General features: G+C 61.8%; 16 protein-coding genes. 10 read left to right on the top strand and 6 right to left on the bottom strand.

The features are described 5' to 3' along the window. Positions 1-5: 5 nt before the first annotated feature. From Q1A07_RS02005 to Q1A07_RS01990, 4 genes are read right to left on the bottom strand one after another with little or no spacing between them, the layout of a single operon-like run. On the bottom strand, positions 6-500 hold the full coding sequence (locus Q1A07_RS02005) for a DUF6505 family protein (protein ID WP_299777347.1): 495 nt from the start codon (positions 498-500) through the stop codon (positions 6-8). After that, entirely contained in the window at positions 497-1,201 is a 705-nt protein-coding gene (locus Q1A07_RS02000; protein WP_299777345.1) for a biotin/lipoate--protein ligase family protein, read from the bottom strand. The genes Q1A07_RS02005 and Q1A07_RS02000 overlap by 4 nt, the downstream gene beginning before the upstream one ends. Further along, positions 1,198-2,265: an Mrp/NBP35 family ATP-binding protein gene (locus Q1A07_RS01995; protein ID WP_299777343.1), complete on the bottom strand. Its 1,068-nt coding sequence runs from the start codon at positions 2,263-2,265 to the stop codon at positions 1,198-1,200. Before Q1A07_RS01995 ends, Q1A07_RS02000 begins: the two co-directional genes overlap by 4 nt. Further along, positions 2,266-2,463 carry a DUF6494 family protein gene (locus tag Q1A07_RS01990; RefSeq protein ID WP_299777342.1) on the bottom strand — a complete coding sequence of 66 codons (198 nt, stop codon included), beginning with the start codon at positions 2,461-2,463 and terminating at the stop codon, positions 2,266-2,268. It lies immediately after the preceding gene. A gap of 96 nt (positions 2,464-2,559) precedes the next feature. On the opposite strand from Q1A07_RS01990, the gene Q1A07_RS01985 reads away from it, so the two are divergent. Next, positions 2,560-3,291, top strand: coding sequence for a hypothetical protein (locus Q1A07_RS01985; RefSeq protein WP_299777340.1), 732 nt, complete (start codon positions 2,560-2,562; stop codon positions 3,289-3,291). Here Q1A07_RS01985 and Q1A07_RS01980 read toward each other — a convergent pair. Further along, positions 3,285-5,240, bottom strand: a complete 1,956-nt coding sequence (locus Q1A07_RS01980; RefSeq protein ID WP_299777338.1) for a 4Fe-4S binding protein — start codon at positions 5,238-5,240, stop codon at positions 3,285-3,287. The two genes, Q1A07_RS01985 and Q1A07_RS01980, sit on opposite strands and share 7 nt — an antisense overlap. Before the next feature lie 381 nt (positions 5,241-5,621). Here Q1A07_RS01980 and Q1A07_RS01975 point away from each other — a divergent pair, with 381 nt between their 5' ends. From Q1A07_RS01975 to Q1A07_RS01940, 8 genes are all read left to right on the top strand, one after another. After that, positions 5,622-6,140 carry a DUF3305 domain-containing protein gene (locus tag Q1A07_RS01975; protein ID WP_299777336.1) on the top strand — a complete coding sequence of 173 codons (519 nt, stop codon included), beginning with the start codon at positions 5,622-5,624 and terminating at the stop codon, positions 6,138-6,140. Continuing rightward, positions 6,137-6,742: a DUF3306 domain-containing protein gene (locus Q1A07_RS01970; RefSeq protein WP_299777334.1), complete on the top strand. Its 606-nt coding sequence runs from the start codon at positions 6,137-6,139 to the stop codon at positions 6,740-6,742. Before Q1A07_RS01975 ends, Q1A07_RS01970 begins: the two co-directional genes overlap by 4 nt. Then, a complete protein-coding gene (locus Q1A07_RS01965) occupies positions 6,739-7,347 on the top strand; it encodes a molecular chaperone (RefSeq protein WP_299777332.1) in 609 nt (202 codons plus the stop codon). The genes Q1A07_RS01970 and Q1A07_RS01965 overlap by 4 nt, the downstream gene beginning before the upstream one ends. A 53-nt stretch (positions 7,348-7,400) precedes the next feature. Further along, a complete protein-coding gene (locus Q1A07_RS01960) occupies positions 7,401-7,592 on the top strand; it encodes a twin-arginine translocation signal domain-containing protein (RefSeq protein ID WP_299777330.1) in 192 nt (63 codons plus the stop codon). 93 nt (positions 7,593-7,685) lie between these two features. Beyond that, a complete protein-coding gene (locus tag Q1A07_RS01955; RefSeq protein ID WP_299777329.1) occupies positions 7,686-10,583 on the top strand; it encodes a formate dehydrogenase subunit alpha in 2,898 nt (965 codons plus the stop codon). A gap of 15 nt (positions 10,584-10,598) precedes the next feature. After that, on the top strand, positions 10,599-11,195 hold the full coding sequence (gene fdh3B / locus Q1A07_RS01950) for a formate dehydrogenase FDH3 subunit beta (protein WP_299777327.1): 597 nt from the start codon (positions 10,599-10,601) through the stop codon (positions 11,193-11,195). An 80-nt stretch (positions 11,196-11,275) separates the two neighbouring features. Then, entirely contained in the window at positions 11,276-12,457 is a 1,182-nt protein-coding gene (locus tag Q1A07_RS01945) for a formate dehydrogenase subunit gamma (RefSeq protein WP_299777325.1), read from the top strand. Further along, complete coding sequence (locus Q1A07_RS01940) at positions 12,454-12,582, top strand: hypothetical protein (RefSeq protein ID WP_299777323.1); 129 nt, start codon at positions 12,454-12,456, stop codon at positions 12,580-12,582. Before Q1A07_RS01945 ends, Q1A07_RS01940 begins: the two co-directional genes overlap by 4 nt. Before the next feature lies 1 nt (position 12,583). Here the strand turns inward: Q1A07_RS01940 and Q1A07_RS01935 are convergent, their stop codons facing one another. Further along, positions 12,584-13,240, bottom strand: a complete 657-nt coding sequence (locus Q1A07_RS01935) for a GntR family transcriptional regulator (RefSeq protein ID WP_299777321.1) — start codon at positions 13,238-13,240, stop codon at positions 12,584-12,586. Positions 13,241-13,372: 132 nt separating this feature from the next. Here Q1A07_RS01935 and dctP point away from each other — a divergent pair, with 132 nt between their 5' ends. Then, complete coding sequence (dctP, locus tag Q1A07_RS01930) at positions 13,373-14,359, top strand: TRAP transporter substrate-binding protein DctP (RefSeq protein ID WP_299777319.1); 987 nt, start codon at positions 13,373-13,375, stop codon at positions 14,357-14,359. Positions 14,360-14,416: the final 57 nt, after the last annotated feature.

The raw sequence follows: 14,416 nt of genomic DNA, 5'->3' as shown, positions 1-14,416 counted from the left end.
GTCGCCTAGTGCTGATGTGGTTCGTCATCGAGGGACCCGTGGATGGCGAACTGCTCGATGCCGGCGTCCTGTGGTTCGATCATCCGGTAGCTTTCCTTCACGCCCGCCTCGGTCAGCTCGCGCGTGACGGTCAGCAGCGTGTTGAAGTCCTGATCCTCACAGAGCTCCACCATCTGGTTGATCTCTTCCATCGCCACTCCCATTGCCGCCTCGACCGACGGGGCGCCGTAGATGTCCACGAAATGCTGGGCGAGGGCGGTGGCAATCGCATCGCGCTCACTCTCCTCGATCTGGGTGACGGCGACAAAGCTCGCGCGGCCAAAGGTTTCCACGCCCATCCAGCCGTTGGTGAAAGCCTGTTTCGCCTTGCCTGTCAGATCGCCGTCAGACCAATTGGAAAACTCGAACCCGCCGGAAATGCACCATTCGCCGGTGCGCGCGGGGCTGTGAAAGACGCGGGTGTCGCTGTCGTCGAAATGAATGGCGCGGGCCAGTTTCATAACATCTCCCTCAAGGTGCTGGTGAGCGGTATGATTGTCGAGCCCGCGTCCTGCTGCAACAGTAAACCAAAGGTTTCGTCAATGCCGCGGAAGGTGCCGGTTGTGCCCTGCAGGGTGATTTCTTTGCCAATGCCATGGGCCAGCCCGGTCCATTCGGTGTGTACCGGTTTCACCCCCTCATCGTCCCAGCGGTTGATCCAGACCAGCGTGTGCCGCACCCAGGCTTCGAGCAATTCCATTGGGTCCACCTCGCTGCAGCCCTCGGCATTGAGCGAGGTCACGTCGGGCGTGGTGCCGGTCTCTTCCTGATCCGACCAGAGCGTGAGGTCGAGCCCGATCACCAGCCAATCCGGCGCGCTGTCGGGATCACCCGGGGCCGCTGCCGCCTGAAGCGTGCCGCAGCGCGCACCATTGAGCCGCAGGCCACCGTTCCAATCCAGATGTACGGACACTTCCGGCGGGGCCAGCGCGCCAAAGGCGTTCTGAAATCCGACCCCGCAGACCGGCAGCATGACCATCGCATCACGCAGGGAAATCTCAGGGGCAAAGACAATCGCCGCACGCAGCCGATCCGGCGCGATGTCATAGGTCACCAGCCCCGCATCACAGCCCTTGGTTGCCTCCTCACAGGCAACAGGGAACGGATCCGCCCCGGCGGTCACGAGACCCGAGAAGAGTGGCGGGAATTGCGCGCCGCTCATGCCTTGCCGTCGGCGATCAGGGTACGGGCCACGGCGCGGAACGCCTCTGCCTGCGGGCTTTCGGGTTTGGAGACCACGATAGGCGCGCCGCCGTCTGCCGCCATGCGGATGTCCAGATGCAGCGGGATTTCCGCCAGCAGGGGCACGCCGAGCCTTTCGGCCTCCGCCGCCACGCCGCCATGGCCAAAGACGTGCTCTTCATGGCCGCAGTTGGAACAGATATGGGTGGACATGTTCTCGATCATGCCAAGGATCGGCGTGCCGAGCTGGTTGAACATGTCGATGCCCTTGCGCGCGTCCAGCAGCGCCACGTCCTGCGGGGTGGAGACGACAATCGCCCCGTCGACCTGGAATTTTTGCGCCAGGGTCATCTGAACATCGCCGGTGCCGGGGGGCAGATCGACGATCAGCACGTCCAACGCACCCCATTGCACCTGGTTCATCATCTGCTGCAACGCGCCCATCAGCATCGGTCCGCGCCAGACGGTCGCCTGATCATCGTTGGTCATCAATCCGATTGACATCATGGTCACGCCGAAATTGCGCATCGGCAGGATGGTCTTGCCATCGGGCGAGGCGGGGCGACCGGAGACACCCAGCATGCGGGGTTGTGACGGGCCGTAGACGTCGGCATCGAGCAAACCGACACGGCGGCCTTCGGCGGCCAGCGCGCAGGCGATGTTGGACGAGATGGTCGATTTGCCCACGCCGCCCTTGCCGGACGCAATGGCGACGATCCGGTCGATGCCGGGGACCTTCTGCGGACCGCTGGGTGCGGTTTTCTGCGGCTTCAGATCTGGCGGGGCGGAGGGCGTGCTATGCGCGGTCATAACCACCGAGACGGTGCCAACGCCGGGCAGGGCCTGCACCGCCGCCTCCGCCGTCTTCTGGACTTTCGCGTAAAGATCGGCCTGCGAAGGCGGCACTTCGATCACAAAGCGCACGGCGCCTGCGTCCCCGACGGTCAAGGCCTTGATCAGCCCGGCAGACATCAGGTCGGACCCGCTGACCGGGTCTTCGATCTCCTTCAGCGCGGCCAGAACCGCGTCACGTGTCAGGCTCATTTATCCTTGCCCGCCAGAGATTTGCCCGGTCACGACGTGTTCCATATCCAGCTCGTCAATGGTCAGCACCACCTTGGCCTCATAGGTTTTGCCCGTGGTATCCCCGGCATTGCGCATGGCCTCTTCGATGGCCTGTTGCGAGGTCACGCCGACCTGTTTGAGGAATTTGCGCATCGACATGTTGAAGTCTTCTGACATGGGGTGGGTCCTTTTTTACGGATGAGATGAAAACTTGACGGTGAATTGAGCGCCCGCCTAGGCTGTCTGAACAGCGGAAAACTCGGGAGGGGCGATATGCGGGGAATATTGGGGGCGCTTGCCTGTCTTGTCCTTCTGCCCACCACGCTCGGTGCAGAGGATTTGCGGCTGGCCGTGCCGGAGGCGTTGGAGGCGTCGGGGTTGGCGTCCTATATCGTGCCGCGTTTTTCGCTGAAAACCTCCGTCAGGATTACCCGTGTTGGTGCGGGGGCTGAGGCCGAGATGCGGTTCACCGACGGCGGAACGGCGGTGTTTCGGGGGCCAGAGCAGCGCTGGGGGCTGGAGCATGATGGCGACCCGCGCGCGGTCCGGTTTCTGGACTGGCTGAAATCCGATGTGGGCAAGCGCACGATCGAAAGCTTCAAAGCGGAGGATGGCACGACCTATTCCGCCGCGCTGACGCAGGCGGCGGTCGAGGTGGAGGTGAGCTTTGACGGTGACAGGCGGAAGGGTGAGGTGCTCTCGCTCTCGCTCTGCGGGCGCTGTCACGTGATCAATGAAAGCAACAGGATGAACGGTATGGAGTCGACGCCGTCTTTCCGGGTGCTGCGCGGCCTGCAGGATTGGGATCAGAGGTTTGCCAACTTCCACCTGCTTAATCCACACCCCAGTTTCACACAGATCGACGGCGTGACCGATCCGTTTGATCCCACCCTGCCGTCGCCCATCGTGCCGGTCGAACTGACGGTCGACGACCTCGACGCGATCCTCGCCTATGTGTCCGGGGTGGCCCCGGCGGATCTGGGCGCGCCGCTGCAACTTCAGTGATCCCTGCGCTTGCTCAGGTAGTCGTCGGTGGTGCGCACAGCAGGCCGCTCACCCCCGGCGAAGGGGTTGTTTTGCGAATGGTACTGCGCCTGTATCCGGCAGTTGTCACACATCTCGATCATGCGAATTGTATCGGGATTGGCGAACATCGCGTGTTTGCCGGCGAGCTTTTCCTTGATCCGTTCGACCGTTGATTTGGACCCGAAGAGTGCGCCGCATTCGATGCAGGCACAGGGTTCTTCCTCATGCATCACCACTTGCGTAAACGCGGCATCGGTCAGGTTCAGCTGTGGCGTCAGGGTGATTGCATCTTCTGGGCAGATATTACTGCAGAGACCGCATTGCAGGCAGGCATCTTCCTGAAAGCGCAGTTGCGGCTTGTCCGGGTTGTCGCCAAGCGCGCCTGCCGGGCAGAGTGACACACAGGAGAGGCAGAGGGTGCAGGCGTCCTGATCCACGAGGATCGCGCCATAGGGGGCGGCATCGGGAAGCGCGATGACCTCCGCCTCTGGCTGTAGGGCCTTGGCGGCAAGACGGGTGACCTGACGACGGCTGCCAAGGGGCAGGATGTGCTCCTGAACCGCGTCGCTTTGAGCGTCTGAATATAACGCATCGCTCAGCGCGTCGGGGTCCGATACATCCAGAAGCGCGATGCTCTTCTGTCCGGAAATCGCATTGGCCAGCGATTGTTCCTGTTCCAGCACCGCGCCCTCGCTGCGCGGGGCGAGCAGAACGGATACATGGGCAAAGCCACAGGCCAACGCCGCCAGCATTTCTGCGTGGCCAAAGCTGGCCAGAGCGGAGACCGAGAGGGGGATCACATCGGCGGGCAATCCGCGACCGTATCGTGCCGCGAGCGAGATCATTTCCGCGCCGAAATCATCGTCATGCACCAGCAGGCGCGGGGCCGTGCCGCCCGCCTTGCGATAGGTGCTGGCCAGCGTGTTCAGCCGCGCAAAAAGATTAGCCACCGGCGGCGCATCATAGGTGATGGCGCCTGAGGGGCAGAGCGACGCACAGGCCCCGCACCCCGCGCAGATCATCGGATCAATCGCCACATGCTCCCCCGCCGAGGTGATCGCACCGGTCGGGCAGATGTTCAGGCATTTCGAACAGGCGGGCTGCTCGGCGCGCGAATGGGCGCAGAGTGGCTCTTCCAGACGCACGTAGAGCGGTTTTTCAAAGGTGCCGATCATCTGCGAGGCATCCAGCACCGCCTTGGCCACGGCGGTCTGGCTGCCCGGATCGGCGCGCAGATACCCGTCGCGCTTTTCCGGGGCGGGAAAGATCGCTGTGTCGCCGCTCAGATCGAGGATCACGTCACAGGAACTCAGCGCGCCGTCCTGCGGAGGCGTCCAATCGGCGGCACCGCGCCCTCCGGCGACGATCTGGCGAAAGCCGTCAATGCGGATATCAAACCGGCCCAGCGATCCAGTGGTGCGGCGCAGTGTGCCGCAGACCACGTCGAAGGCCATACCGGGCGCGGTGTCAAACGGGGCAGGGGTCAGCAGCGTAACCGCTAGAATGCCGGACAGATCATGGGCAGCCTGAAGGGTAATCTCGCCCGATCCGATGATCAGGCAGGCCCCGTTGGAGATCACGTCGCGGGTGCGTTCCGGCGGATGGGTCAGCATCGCTTCGGCGGCAAGCGCTGCCATTTTGGGCCCCGCATCTGCCGCCTCATCGCTCCAGCCCGCGCGGTCGCGCAGATCAACGAAACGCGGCTCCGGGGCTTCAACTTCTTCCGCCAACTCCCTGAACAGCGGTGCTTCCTGTTGACAGGCGATCATCACGCCATCCTCCGCCAGATGCTGCGCAACCTCTGCGATCTGGGCGCCGCAGGCGTGGGTGAAAGGTTTCGTGCATCCAAGACCGGTTGCAGTCGCAATCGCGTCGGCGTCTATGGTTTGACTGCCAAGGCAATCACAAAGCACCAGTTTTTTTGTCATCTCTCCCCCAGCGGCTGCCGCAATGCCATCCTCGCCACTCTATATATAGAGCACTGGCGCACAAAAAGGCAGGAAACAGAGGCGGCGTAAACCGGAATCGACCTCACCTCTGCCTGGTCGTGGTGGTCACACCGTATGAACGGGCAGGTCCAACCGACGCCAATCAAATGCAAAATCGCTAAAGCCCCTGTAATTCAGAGAGTTGGGGAAATGCAAGGCGACCAGCTTACGGGTCTACGACTAAATGTGTACAGATGCATGCTTTTTTTTCTGGGATAATGACCGGGGTTTGCTAAGGTAGGCCCAAGTACAGCGCGCATTTGGGGAGTAATCTTGGGAGTCGTCTATCCAGAGTCGCAATCCGCGAGGCTTGGAGTGGTTTTGCGCCGGTCGCCCGGTGTCACCGCCTGGTCCAAGTGGGTATGGCGCGCGACTGCCGTTCTGCCGGGGGCGGGCGATGCGTCCTGGAAGGTGCTGCGCGACGAAGGCGGCGTGACCGAATATCACGCATCGACCCATGATCTTAATCTCTACGTCTCGGATGCCGAAGCCTATGCGCACGAGTTGCAGGCGCAATCGCCTTCCGTCTACGTGATCATGCGCGAAGGCGAAAGCGAGGCACCGCTGGACATTCTGACCGTGACCGTGTCGCCCTATGAAGCGCAGGACTATTCCGACAGTGGCGAAGAACAGGTGGAGCGTGTGACGATGCCGCCCTCCGTTCTGGACTGGGTCACCGGTTTTGTCGATCAGCACTACCGCGAAGAGCCATTTGTGAAACGGCGGCGCGACAAGCATCGCACGGATCGTAAGCAGGCCGGTATTGGTGATGCGCGGATTTCGCAGGCAACGGATGTGTATCGCGCACCGACGTCGAACTTGCAGGAGGGGGCGGAATGACCGCGCAGGGCTCTTTCTGGGCGCGCCGACGCGCCGCCGTTCAGGCCGAGGCACAGGCGCAAGCCCAGGCAGAGGCTGAACAGCTGGCCGCGGCGCGGGATGCCGAGCTGGCCGAGAAGGACGACGCGCTTGTTCTGGAAGAAATGGGTCTGCCTGATCCCGACCAAATGCAGTCGGGCGATGATTTTGCCGCCTTCATGTCCGAAGAGGTCCCCAAACATCTGCGCAACAAGGCGTTGCGCATGCTTTGGCGCAGCAACCCCGTGTTGGCCTGCGTGGATGGTCTGAACGAATACGATGATGATTATCGCGCGGCGATGCTGGCCGGGGGGCCGATCCAGACGGCCTATCAGGTGGGCAAGGGTATGATGGCACATCTCGAAGAAGTGGCGCGTCAGGAAGAACTCGCCAAGGCGACCCCGGAGACCTCCGAGGAGCCCGTCGCGGAGATTGTGGAAGACGACCCGGTGAGCGCGTCCGAGCCGGAGGTTGTCGCCTCTGAAGCGCAGCCTGAGAATTTGGCGCTTGATGCAGAGGGTGACGTCGAAGCAGCCCCCGTACCCCGGCGTATGCGGTTCCAGTTCGAGGAGGCGCAGGCATGACGGCAACGGCAGAGACCCTCGACATCGCAGCCGAAGACCGGCTGCGCGCCGATCTCTACAACTTTATTGGCCTGCTACTGGCCCGCCCGGCGGACCAGATGCTGCTCGATCAGACCGCCGCGCTGCAGGGCGATGACAGCGCCATGGGGCAGGCGATCAACAGCCTGGCGCGCGTTGCAAAATCCACGAAGCCCAAGACGGTTGAGCGCGAGTTCAACGCGCTGTTTATCGGTCTGGGGCGGGGCGAGCTTTTGCCCTACGCCAGCTACTATCTGACCGGTTTCCTGAACGAAAAGCCACTGGCCAAGCTGCGGCAGGACATGGCCGCGCAACAGATGACGCGCGCCGAAAACGCCTTTGAGCCCGAAGACAGCATGGCCGCGCTGATGGAGATGATGGGCGGCATGATTGTCGGCCGCTTTGGCCAGCCCGCGCGGCTTGACCAGCAACGCGGCTTTTTCAACAGCCACATTGCGCCCTGGGCCACACATTTCTACACGGACCTCGAAGGCGCGAAATCCTCGGTGTTTTACGCAGGTGTCGGGGCCGTTGGCCGCGCCTTCATGGAGATCGAGAAAGAAGCATTCAGAATGACGGCGGACTGATCCGCCGACAAGGGACGGGACGCCGTCCGCAAAGACGAAAGGGAGAAGGACACATGGCACAGAAATCGGATGGCGACACAAATCGCCGGGATTTCCTGAAACTGGCGGGCACAGCAGCCCCCGCGGCAGCCGTTGCCGTGGCAGCCGGGACAGGCACGGCGGAAGCGGCCGAGGTGGATACGACCTCTGACAAGATGCAGGACACCGCCCACACGCGCGCCTATCTCGCGAGCGCGCGCTTCTGATTTGCGCCGGGGGTGCATCTGAAGGGTGCAGCCTGACGGCGTTTCGACATTAAAATACCCAGCCACCTGATCGGGGCAGCAAGGGAGGGAAGTATGTTAAGGAAAAAGACCAATTCGGTCACGCAGCGTGCAGGACGGACGAACATCCTGTCGGACGGGGCCGCATCATCCGTTGACCGCCGTGCGTTTTTGCGAGGCTCTGGCCTGGCGATTGGCGGGCTGGCCGCCATCTCCGCCACGGGCGGCGCGGTCACCCAAGCCTCTGCTGCGACTGCAGCGACGGGCGCGGTGGAAACCATCAAATCCGTCTGCACCCATTGCTCGGTCGGCTGTACCGTCGTCGCGGAAGTGTCGAACGGTGTCTGGACAGGGCAGGAGCCCGGATGGGACAGCCCGTTCAATCTCGGAGCCCATTGCGCCAAAGGGGCCGCGGTGCGCGAGCATGCGCATGGCGAACGCCGCCTGAAGTATCCGATGAAGAAAGAGGGCGGCGAGTGGAAGCGCATCTCCTGGGAACAGGCGATCGAAGAGATCGGCGACAAGATGATGAGCGTTCGCGAGGAAAGCGGACCGGACTCCGTCTACTTGCTGGGCTCGGCCAAGCACAACAACGAACAGGCCTATCTGTTCCGCAAGTTCGCGGCCTATTGGGGGACCAATAACGTCGACCACCAGGCGCGGATCTGTCACTCCACCACGGTGGCCGGCGTGGCGAATACATGGGGCTACGGCGCCATGACCAACAGCTACAACGACATGCACAATTCCAAGGCGATGTTCCTCATCGGCGGCAACCCGGCGGAGGCGCACCCCGTTTCGCTGTTGCACATGCTGAAGGCCAAGGAACAGAACAACGCGCCGCTGATCGTCTGCGACCCGCGTTTCACGCGCACCGCTGCGCACGCGGATGAGTACGTGCGCTTCCGTCCCGGTACGGATGTGGCGCTGGTCTGGGGCATCCTCTGGCACATCTTCGAGAACGAGTGGGAAGACAAGGAGTTCATCCGCACCCGTGTCTGGGGCATGGATCAGATCAAGGAAGAGGTGGCCAACTGGACACCCGAGGAAGTGGAGCGTGTCACTGGCGCGCCCGGCAGCCAGTTGCGCCGTGTGGCGCGGACACTGGTCAACAACCGTCCCGGCACCGTGATCTGGTGCATGGGCGGCACCCAGCACACCAATGGCAACAACAACACGCGTGCGTATTGCGTGCTGCAGCTGGCCCTTGGCAACATGGGCACCGCTGGTGGTGGCACCAACATCTTCCGCGGCCACGACAACGTGCAGGGTGCCACGGACCTTGGCGTTCTGGCCAACACGCTGCCGGGGTACTATGGCCTCAAGCCCGGCTCCTGGGCCCATTGGGCGCGCGTTTGGGAAGAGGATCTGGATTGGCTGAAAGGCCGCTTCTCGGTGATGGAAGGGGCTGGCAAGGATGGCACCGACCGGTTGATGATGAACGAGACCGGTATTCCGGTGTCACGTTGGATCGACGGGGTGCTGGAAGAAAAGGACAACATCGACCAGCCCGACAATACGCGCGTCATGATGCTCTGGGGCCATGCGCCCAACTCGCAGACCCGTCAGAAAGAGATGAAGACGGCGATGGAGAAGCTGGACATGATGGTCGTGGTCGATCCTTATCCAACCGTTTCTGCCGTCTTGCAGGACCGCGAGGATGGCGTCTATCTGCTGCCGGCCTGTACCCAGTTCGAGACACGCGGCTCTGCCACGGCCTCCAACCGGTCGCTTCAGTGGCGGGATAAGGTGGTTGATCCGATCTTTGAATCGCTGCCCGATCACACGATCATATCGATGTTTGCGAAAAAACTGGGCTTCCATGACAAGCTCTTCCGCAACATTGCGATGGATGGTGAAGAGCCGAACGTCGAGGACATCACCCGCGAATTTAACCGTGGCATGTGGACCATCGGCTATACCGGCCAGAGCCCTGAGCGTCTGAAGATGCACATGGCAAACCAGCACACCTTTGACCGCACCTCACTGCGGGCGATTGGCGGGCCGGCGGATGGCGATTTCTACGGCATGCCATGGCCCTGCTGGGGCACGCCCGAGATGAACCATCCCGGGACTGCGAACCTCTATGACATGTCGCTGCCGGTGGCAGAGGGTGGTCTGGCGTTCCGCGCACGTTTCGGCGTGGAGCGGGATGGCGACAACCTTCTGGCAGAAGGCGTCTCCAACCCCGGTGCCGAAATTCAGGACGGATACCCTGAGTTCACCATGCAGATGCTCATGGATCTCGGCTGGGACGGCGATCTGACGGCAGATGAACGTGCCGCGATTGATGCCGTGGCGGGCCCCAAGACCAACTGGAAAACCGACCTCTCGGGCGGCATCCAGCGGGTGGCGATCAAGCATGGCTGTGCGCCCTTCGGGAACGCCAAGGCGCGTGCGGTTGTCTGGACCTTCCCCGATCCGGTGCCGGTGCACCGCGAGCCGCTCTATACCAACCGGCGTGACCTCGTGGCCGACTACCCGACCTACGAGGACAAGAAGTTCTGGCGCCTGCCGACCATGTACAGGTCGATCCAGGAAAAAGACTTCAGCCAGGAGTATCCAATGATCCTGACTTCCGGGCGACTGGTCGAATACGAGGGCGGTGGCGACGAATCCCGCTCCAACCCCTGGCTGGCGGAACTCCAGCAGGACATGTTTGTCGAAGTGAACCCGCGGGATGCCAACAACCTTGGTCTGCGCGATGGCGAACAGGTCTGGGTCGAAGGCCCCGAAGGCGGCAAGGTCAAGGTCATGGCCATGGTCACCGAACGGGTCGAGGCGGGCGTGGCCTTCATGCCCTTCCACTTCGGTGGGCATCTGGAGGGGGTCGACTTGCGGGACAAGTATCCCGAAGGGGCCGATCCTTACGTGTTGGGCGAAGCGTCCAATACCGCACAGACCTATGGCTATGACAGCGTGACCCAGATGCAAGAGACGAAATCGACGCTCTGCAAAATCTGGGCAGCGTAAGGGAGGACATGAATAATGGCCGCTAGAGCAAAATTTCTCGTCGACGCCGAACGCTGCATTGAATGCAACGCCTGCGTCACCGCCTGTAAGAACGAGCACGAAGTGCCGTGGGGCATCAACCGCCGCAAGGTCGTGACGATCAATGACGGCAAGCCGGGGGAGCGTTCGATCTCCGTCGCCTGCATGCACTGTTCGGACGCGCCTTGTATGGCCGTCTGTCCGGTGGATTGCTTCTACCAGAACGAAGAAGGCGTGGTGCTGCACTCCAAGGACCTCTGCATCGGCTGCGGGTACTGCTTTTACGCATGCCCCTTCGGCGCGCCCCAGTTCCCGCAGGCCGGCAACTTCGGATCCCGTGGCAAGATGGACAAGTGTACGTTCTGTGCGGGCGGACCGGAGGAGAACAACTCCACCGCCGAATTCGCCAAATACGGGCGCAACCGGATCGCCGAGGGCAAACTGCCAATCTGCGCCGAGATGTGCGCGACCAAGGCGTTGCTGGCCGGGGATGGTGACATCGTCGCCAATATCTACCGCGAGCGCGTCGTGGCCCGTGGCTTCGGGTCCGGCGCCTGGGGGTGGGGCACGGCCTACGACCAGAAAGGCGGTTGACCTTCGCCTTAAGGTTGTGAACTCTTCAGGGGCGGCTCTATCAGGGCCGCCCCGTGCGTCTGAGAGAACAGGATATGTCCATGCTCCGATTTCTGTGTCTGCTGGTTTTGACTTTTTGCCTCGCCGTGGGCGTTCAGGCGCAGGAGGCCGCACCCGTTGACCGCAGCGCGACCGGCGGCGCGCAGACGCTCGAGGATATTCTCAAGCGTCAGGAAGGCCTCAAGATTGATGACAGTTTCCGCAGTGGGCTCACGGGTAATCCTGACAACGCGGCGGCCAAAACCGATCAATTGGGCACCCTGGGCGGGGCATCGGACCCGGATCTCTGGCGGGCCTATCGCTACAATTCGGCGGCTATCACTACGCAAGCCCGCGGGCCTGCCGCAGATGTGCTGATCCAGGACGGCGGCATGCGCTGGCTTCTGTTACGTGAGGGGCCACTGCTGACCTACGGCGGCGCGCTTATGGGTGGTATGGTCATACTGCTTGCACTGTTCTACCTGATCCGCGGTCGCATTCGCATCGATGGCGAAAAGACAGGCCAAACCATCCTGCGGTTCAAGGCGGCTGAACGTTTTGCCCATTGGTTGTTGGCCGGGTCCTTCATCATCCTGGGAATCACTGGGCTTATCACGCTGGCAGGGCGCAAACTGCTGATCCCGGCTTTCGGTCCTGAAGCCTTTGCAACACTGGCGATGGGGTCGAAATGGGTGCACAACAATATCTCATGGGCCTTCATGCTGGCGCTGATCCTCGTCTTTGTCTTCTGGGTCGTGCACAATCTGCCGGACCGGACAGACATCAACTGGATCCTGAAGGGCGGCGGCATCTTTGGCGGCGGCCACCCCCCGGCCAAGAAATTCAACGCAGGTCAAAAACTGATCTTCTGGTCGGTCATTCTGCTGGGCGGCTCCATTTCCGTCTCCGGTCTCTCGCTGCTGTTCCCCTTCGAGATGCCGATGTTCGCCGTGACCTTCGAAAAGCTCAATGCCGTGGGGTTGCCACAACTGCTGGGCCTTGGGGAGTTGAACACCGCGCTCGCCCCGCATGAGGAAATGCAATACGCCCAGCTCTGGCATGCCATCGTCAGCTTTGTGCTGATGGCGATCATCATCGCGCATATCTACATCGGCTCGGTCGGTATGGAAGGAGCCTATGCGGCCATGGGGGACGGCGAGGTGGAACTGCAGTGGGCGCGCGAACACCACAGCATCTGGACCGCCGAAGTCGAAGAGCAGCAATCAAAGGCGGGCAAGGCATGAGAGAGATTGTTCTTGCCTTTGTCGCCATGGTCGTCATCGCGGTGGGTGCGAATTTCGCCTTGAACGAGGCTGGATTCTCGGCTGCCGAACAAGGCACTGGTCAGGCGGTACGGCTCGACGATTGACCTACTGCGCCGCGGTGCGCAGTTCCGTCATCAGATGGCGGAACTTTTCGCCCTGAATACCCACATGGTCCCGCAATGCCGTGGCGGCGCGGCTGTCGTCTCCTGACCGCAGCGCCGCGACGATCTCCTCATGCTCCCCCATCGACTGCGCCAGGCGTCCGCGCAGCCGGAGCTGGAGCCTGCGGAAGGGTTTCAGCCTGCGGTGCAGCCGCAGGGCCTGCCCGGCGAGATAGCTGTTGCCGGATTGCGCATAGATCGTGTGATGAAACCGCTCGTTCTCGCGGTAATAGGCGTCGGTATCCTGTGACGCCATCGCCGCGCGGCAGAGATCATTGGCCTGTTCCAACTCCGCCAGCGCCTCATCCGAGATGCGGCGCGCGGCCAGACGTCCGCAAACCGCCTCGATCTCGGCCATGGTTTCGAACATCTCCATCAGTTCCACAGGTCCCGGTTGGCGTACAAAAACCCCGCGACGGGGAAGTTGCTCGGCGATGCCGGAGGCCACCAGCCGCTGCAAAGCTTCGCGGATGGGGGTGCGGGAGACACCGAACTGCTTGGCCAGGCGGATTTCATCCAGCCGGTCGCCATCATTGAATTGACCGGTAAAGACCAGCTCCTCCAGCGCGTCCGCTATTCTGTCTGCATGCCTGACATCCATGCGCTCACTTTAGGCTGAAATCACGTGTGCGACAATCACTTTATTGTATACAAAAATATTGACTCTGAATGCGAGAGGTTAAATGCTGACATATTGGCCGGGCTTATCTCACCGGCATTCTGGGAGGAAAAAATGAGAACATCACTGCTTTCCGCAGCACTCGCTGCCATTCTTGCCACCGGGGCCGCCACCGCGCAGGCCACCGAGTTGCGCCTGTCACATCAATGGTCCAACAAAGACGTGCGCCATCAGGTGGCTCAGATCATCGCGGATGAGGTCGCAGCCGCGGATGTCGATCTGGAGATCAAGATTTTCGGCTCCAAATCGCTGTTTAAACCGCGCGAGCAATACAAACCCCTCAGCCGGGGACAGCTGGATATGACCGTGCTGCCCTTGAGCTATGCCGGTGGCCAGCAGCCTGCCTATAACCTGACGCTGATGCCGGGGCTGGTGAAAAATCACGACCATGCGGCGCGTCTGAGCGACAGCCCCTTCATGGAGGCGCTGGAGGCGAAGATGGCCGATGACGATGTCATGGTGCTGGTGCACGGCTATCTGGCGGGCGGTTTCGTCGGCAAGGACAAGTGCATCACCAACCCCGAAGACGTGGTCGGCCAACAGACCCGCGCCGCGGGCAAGGCGTTCGAGCAGATGCTGGCGGGGGCAGGGGCCTCCATCGCTTCCATGGCGTCATCTGAGATCTATAACGCCATGCAGACCGGCGTCCTGACGGCCGCGAATACCTCGTCTTCGTCTTTCGTCTCCTACCGGATTTACGAACAGGTTTCGTGCTATACCCCGGCCTCGGACGTGGCCTTGTGGTTCATGTATCAGCCGGTGCTCATGAATAAATCCACCTTTGATGGGTTGAGTGACGCGCAGCAGACAGCCCTGCTGGAAGCCTCTGAAAAGGCCGAAGCCTTCTATCTGGAAGAGGCGAAAAAGCAGGACGCGGCTTCCGTGAAGGTGTTCGAGGATGCCGGTGTCGAGATCGCGCAGATGACGGCGGAAGACTTCGCCGCCTGGCAGGCAGTTGCACAGGAGACATCGTTCAAGTCCTTTGTCGAAGAAGTGCCGGACGGGCAGGCGCTGCTCGATATGGCGCTGGCCGTCGAATAGTAAACCCTGGGCGGCGCGCAATCGCCGCCCCCATTTTTCTCTGATCCTTCAGGAGCG

The organism is uncultured Roseobacter sp. (assembly GCF_947492555.1).
In the GTDB taxonomy this organism is placed as follows: domain Bacteria; phylum Pseudomonadota; class Alphaproteobacteria; order Rhodobacterales; family Rhodobacteraceae; genus Roseobacter.
This window is presented reverse-complemented; position numbering and strand designations above follow the sequence as displayed.

Coding starts and splice junctions, on each gene's coding strand:
- Q1A07_RS02005 (WP_299777347.1), bottom strand. CDS start 500: ATGAAACTGGCCCGCGCCATTCATTTCGACGACAGCGACACCCGCGTC.
- Q1A07_RS02000 (WP_299777345.1), bottom strand. CDS start 1,201: ATGAGCGGCGCGCAATTCCCGCCACTCTTCTCGGGTCTCGTGACCGCC.
- Q1A07_RS01995 (WP_299777343.1), bottom strand. CDS start 2,265: ATGAGCCTGACACGTGACGCGGTTCTGGCCGCGCTGAAGGAGATCGAA.
- Q1A07_RS01990 (WP_299777342.1), bottom strand. CDS start 2,463: ATGTCAGAAGACTTCAACATGTCGATGCGCAAATTCCTCAAACAGGTC.
- Q1A07_RS01985 (WP_299777340.1), top strand. CDS start 2,560: ATGCGGGGAATATTGGGGGCGCTTGCCTGTCTTGTCCTTCTGCCCACC.
- Q1A07_RS01980 (WP_299777338.1), bottom strand. CDS start 5,240: ATGACAAAAAAACTGGTGCTTTGTGATTGCCTTGGCAGTCAAACCATA.
- Q1A07_RS01970 (WP_299777334.1), top strand. CDS start 6,137: ATGACCGCGCAGGGCTCTTTCTGGGCGCGCCGACGCGCCGCCGTTCAG.
- Q1A07_RS01965 (WP_299777332.1), top strand. CDS start 6,739: ATGACGGCAACGGCAGAGACCCTCGACATCGCAGCCGAAGACCGGCTG.
- Q1A07_RS01960 (WP_299777330.1), top strand. CDS start 7,401: ATGGCACAGAAATCGGATGGCGACACAAATCGCCGGGATTTCCTGAAA.
- Q1A07_RS01955 (WP_299777329.1), top strand. CDS start 7,686: ATGTTAAGGAAAAAGACCAATTCGGTCACGCAGCGTGCAGGACGGACG.
- fdh3B (WP_299777327.1), top strand. CDS start 10,599: ATGGCCGCTAGAGCAAAATTTCTCGTCGACGCCGAACGCTGCATTGAA.
- Q1A07_RS01945 (WP_299777325.1), top strand. CDS start 11,276: ATGCTCCGATTTCTGTGTCTGCTGGTTTTGACTTTTTGCCTCGCCGTG.
- Q1A07_RS01940 (WP_299777323.1), top strand. CDS start 12,454: ATGAGAGAGATTGTTCTTGCCTTTGTCGCCATGGTCGTCATCGCGGTG.
- Q1A07_RS01935 (WP_299777321.1), bottom strand. CDS start 13,240: ATGGATGTCAGGCATGCAGACAGAATAGCGGACGCGCTGGAGGAGCTG.
- dctP (WP_299777319.1), top strand. CDS start 13,373: ATGAGAACATCACTGCTTTCCGCAGCACTCGCTGCCATTCTTGCCACC.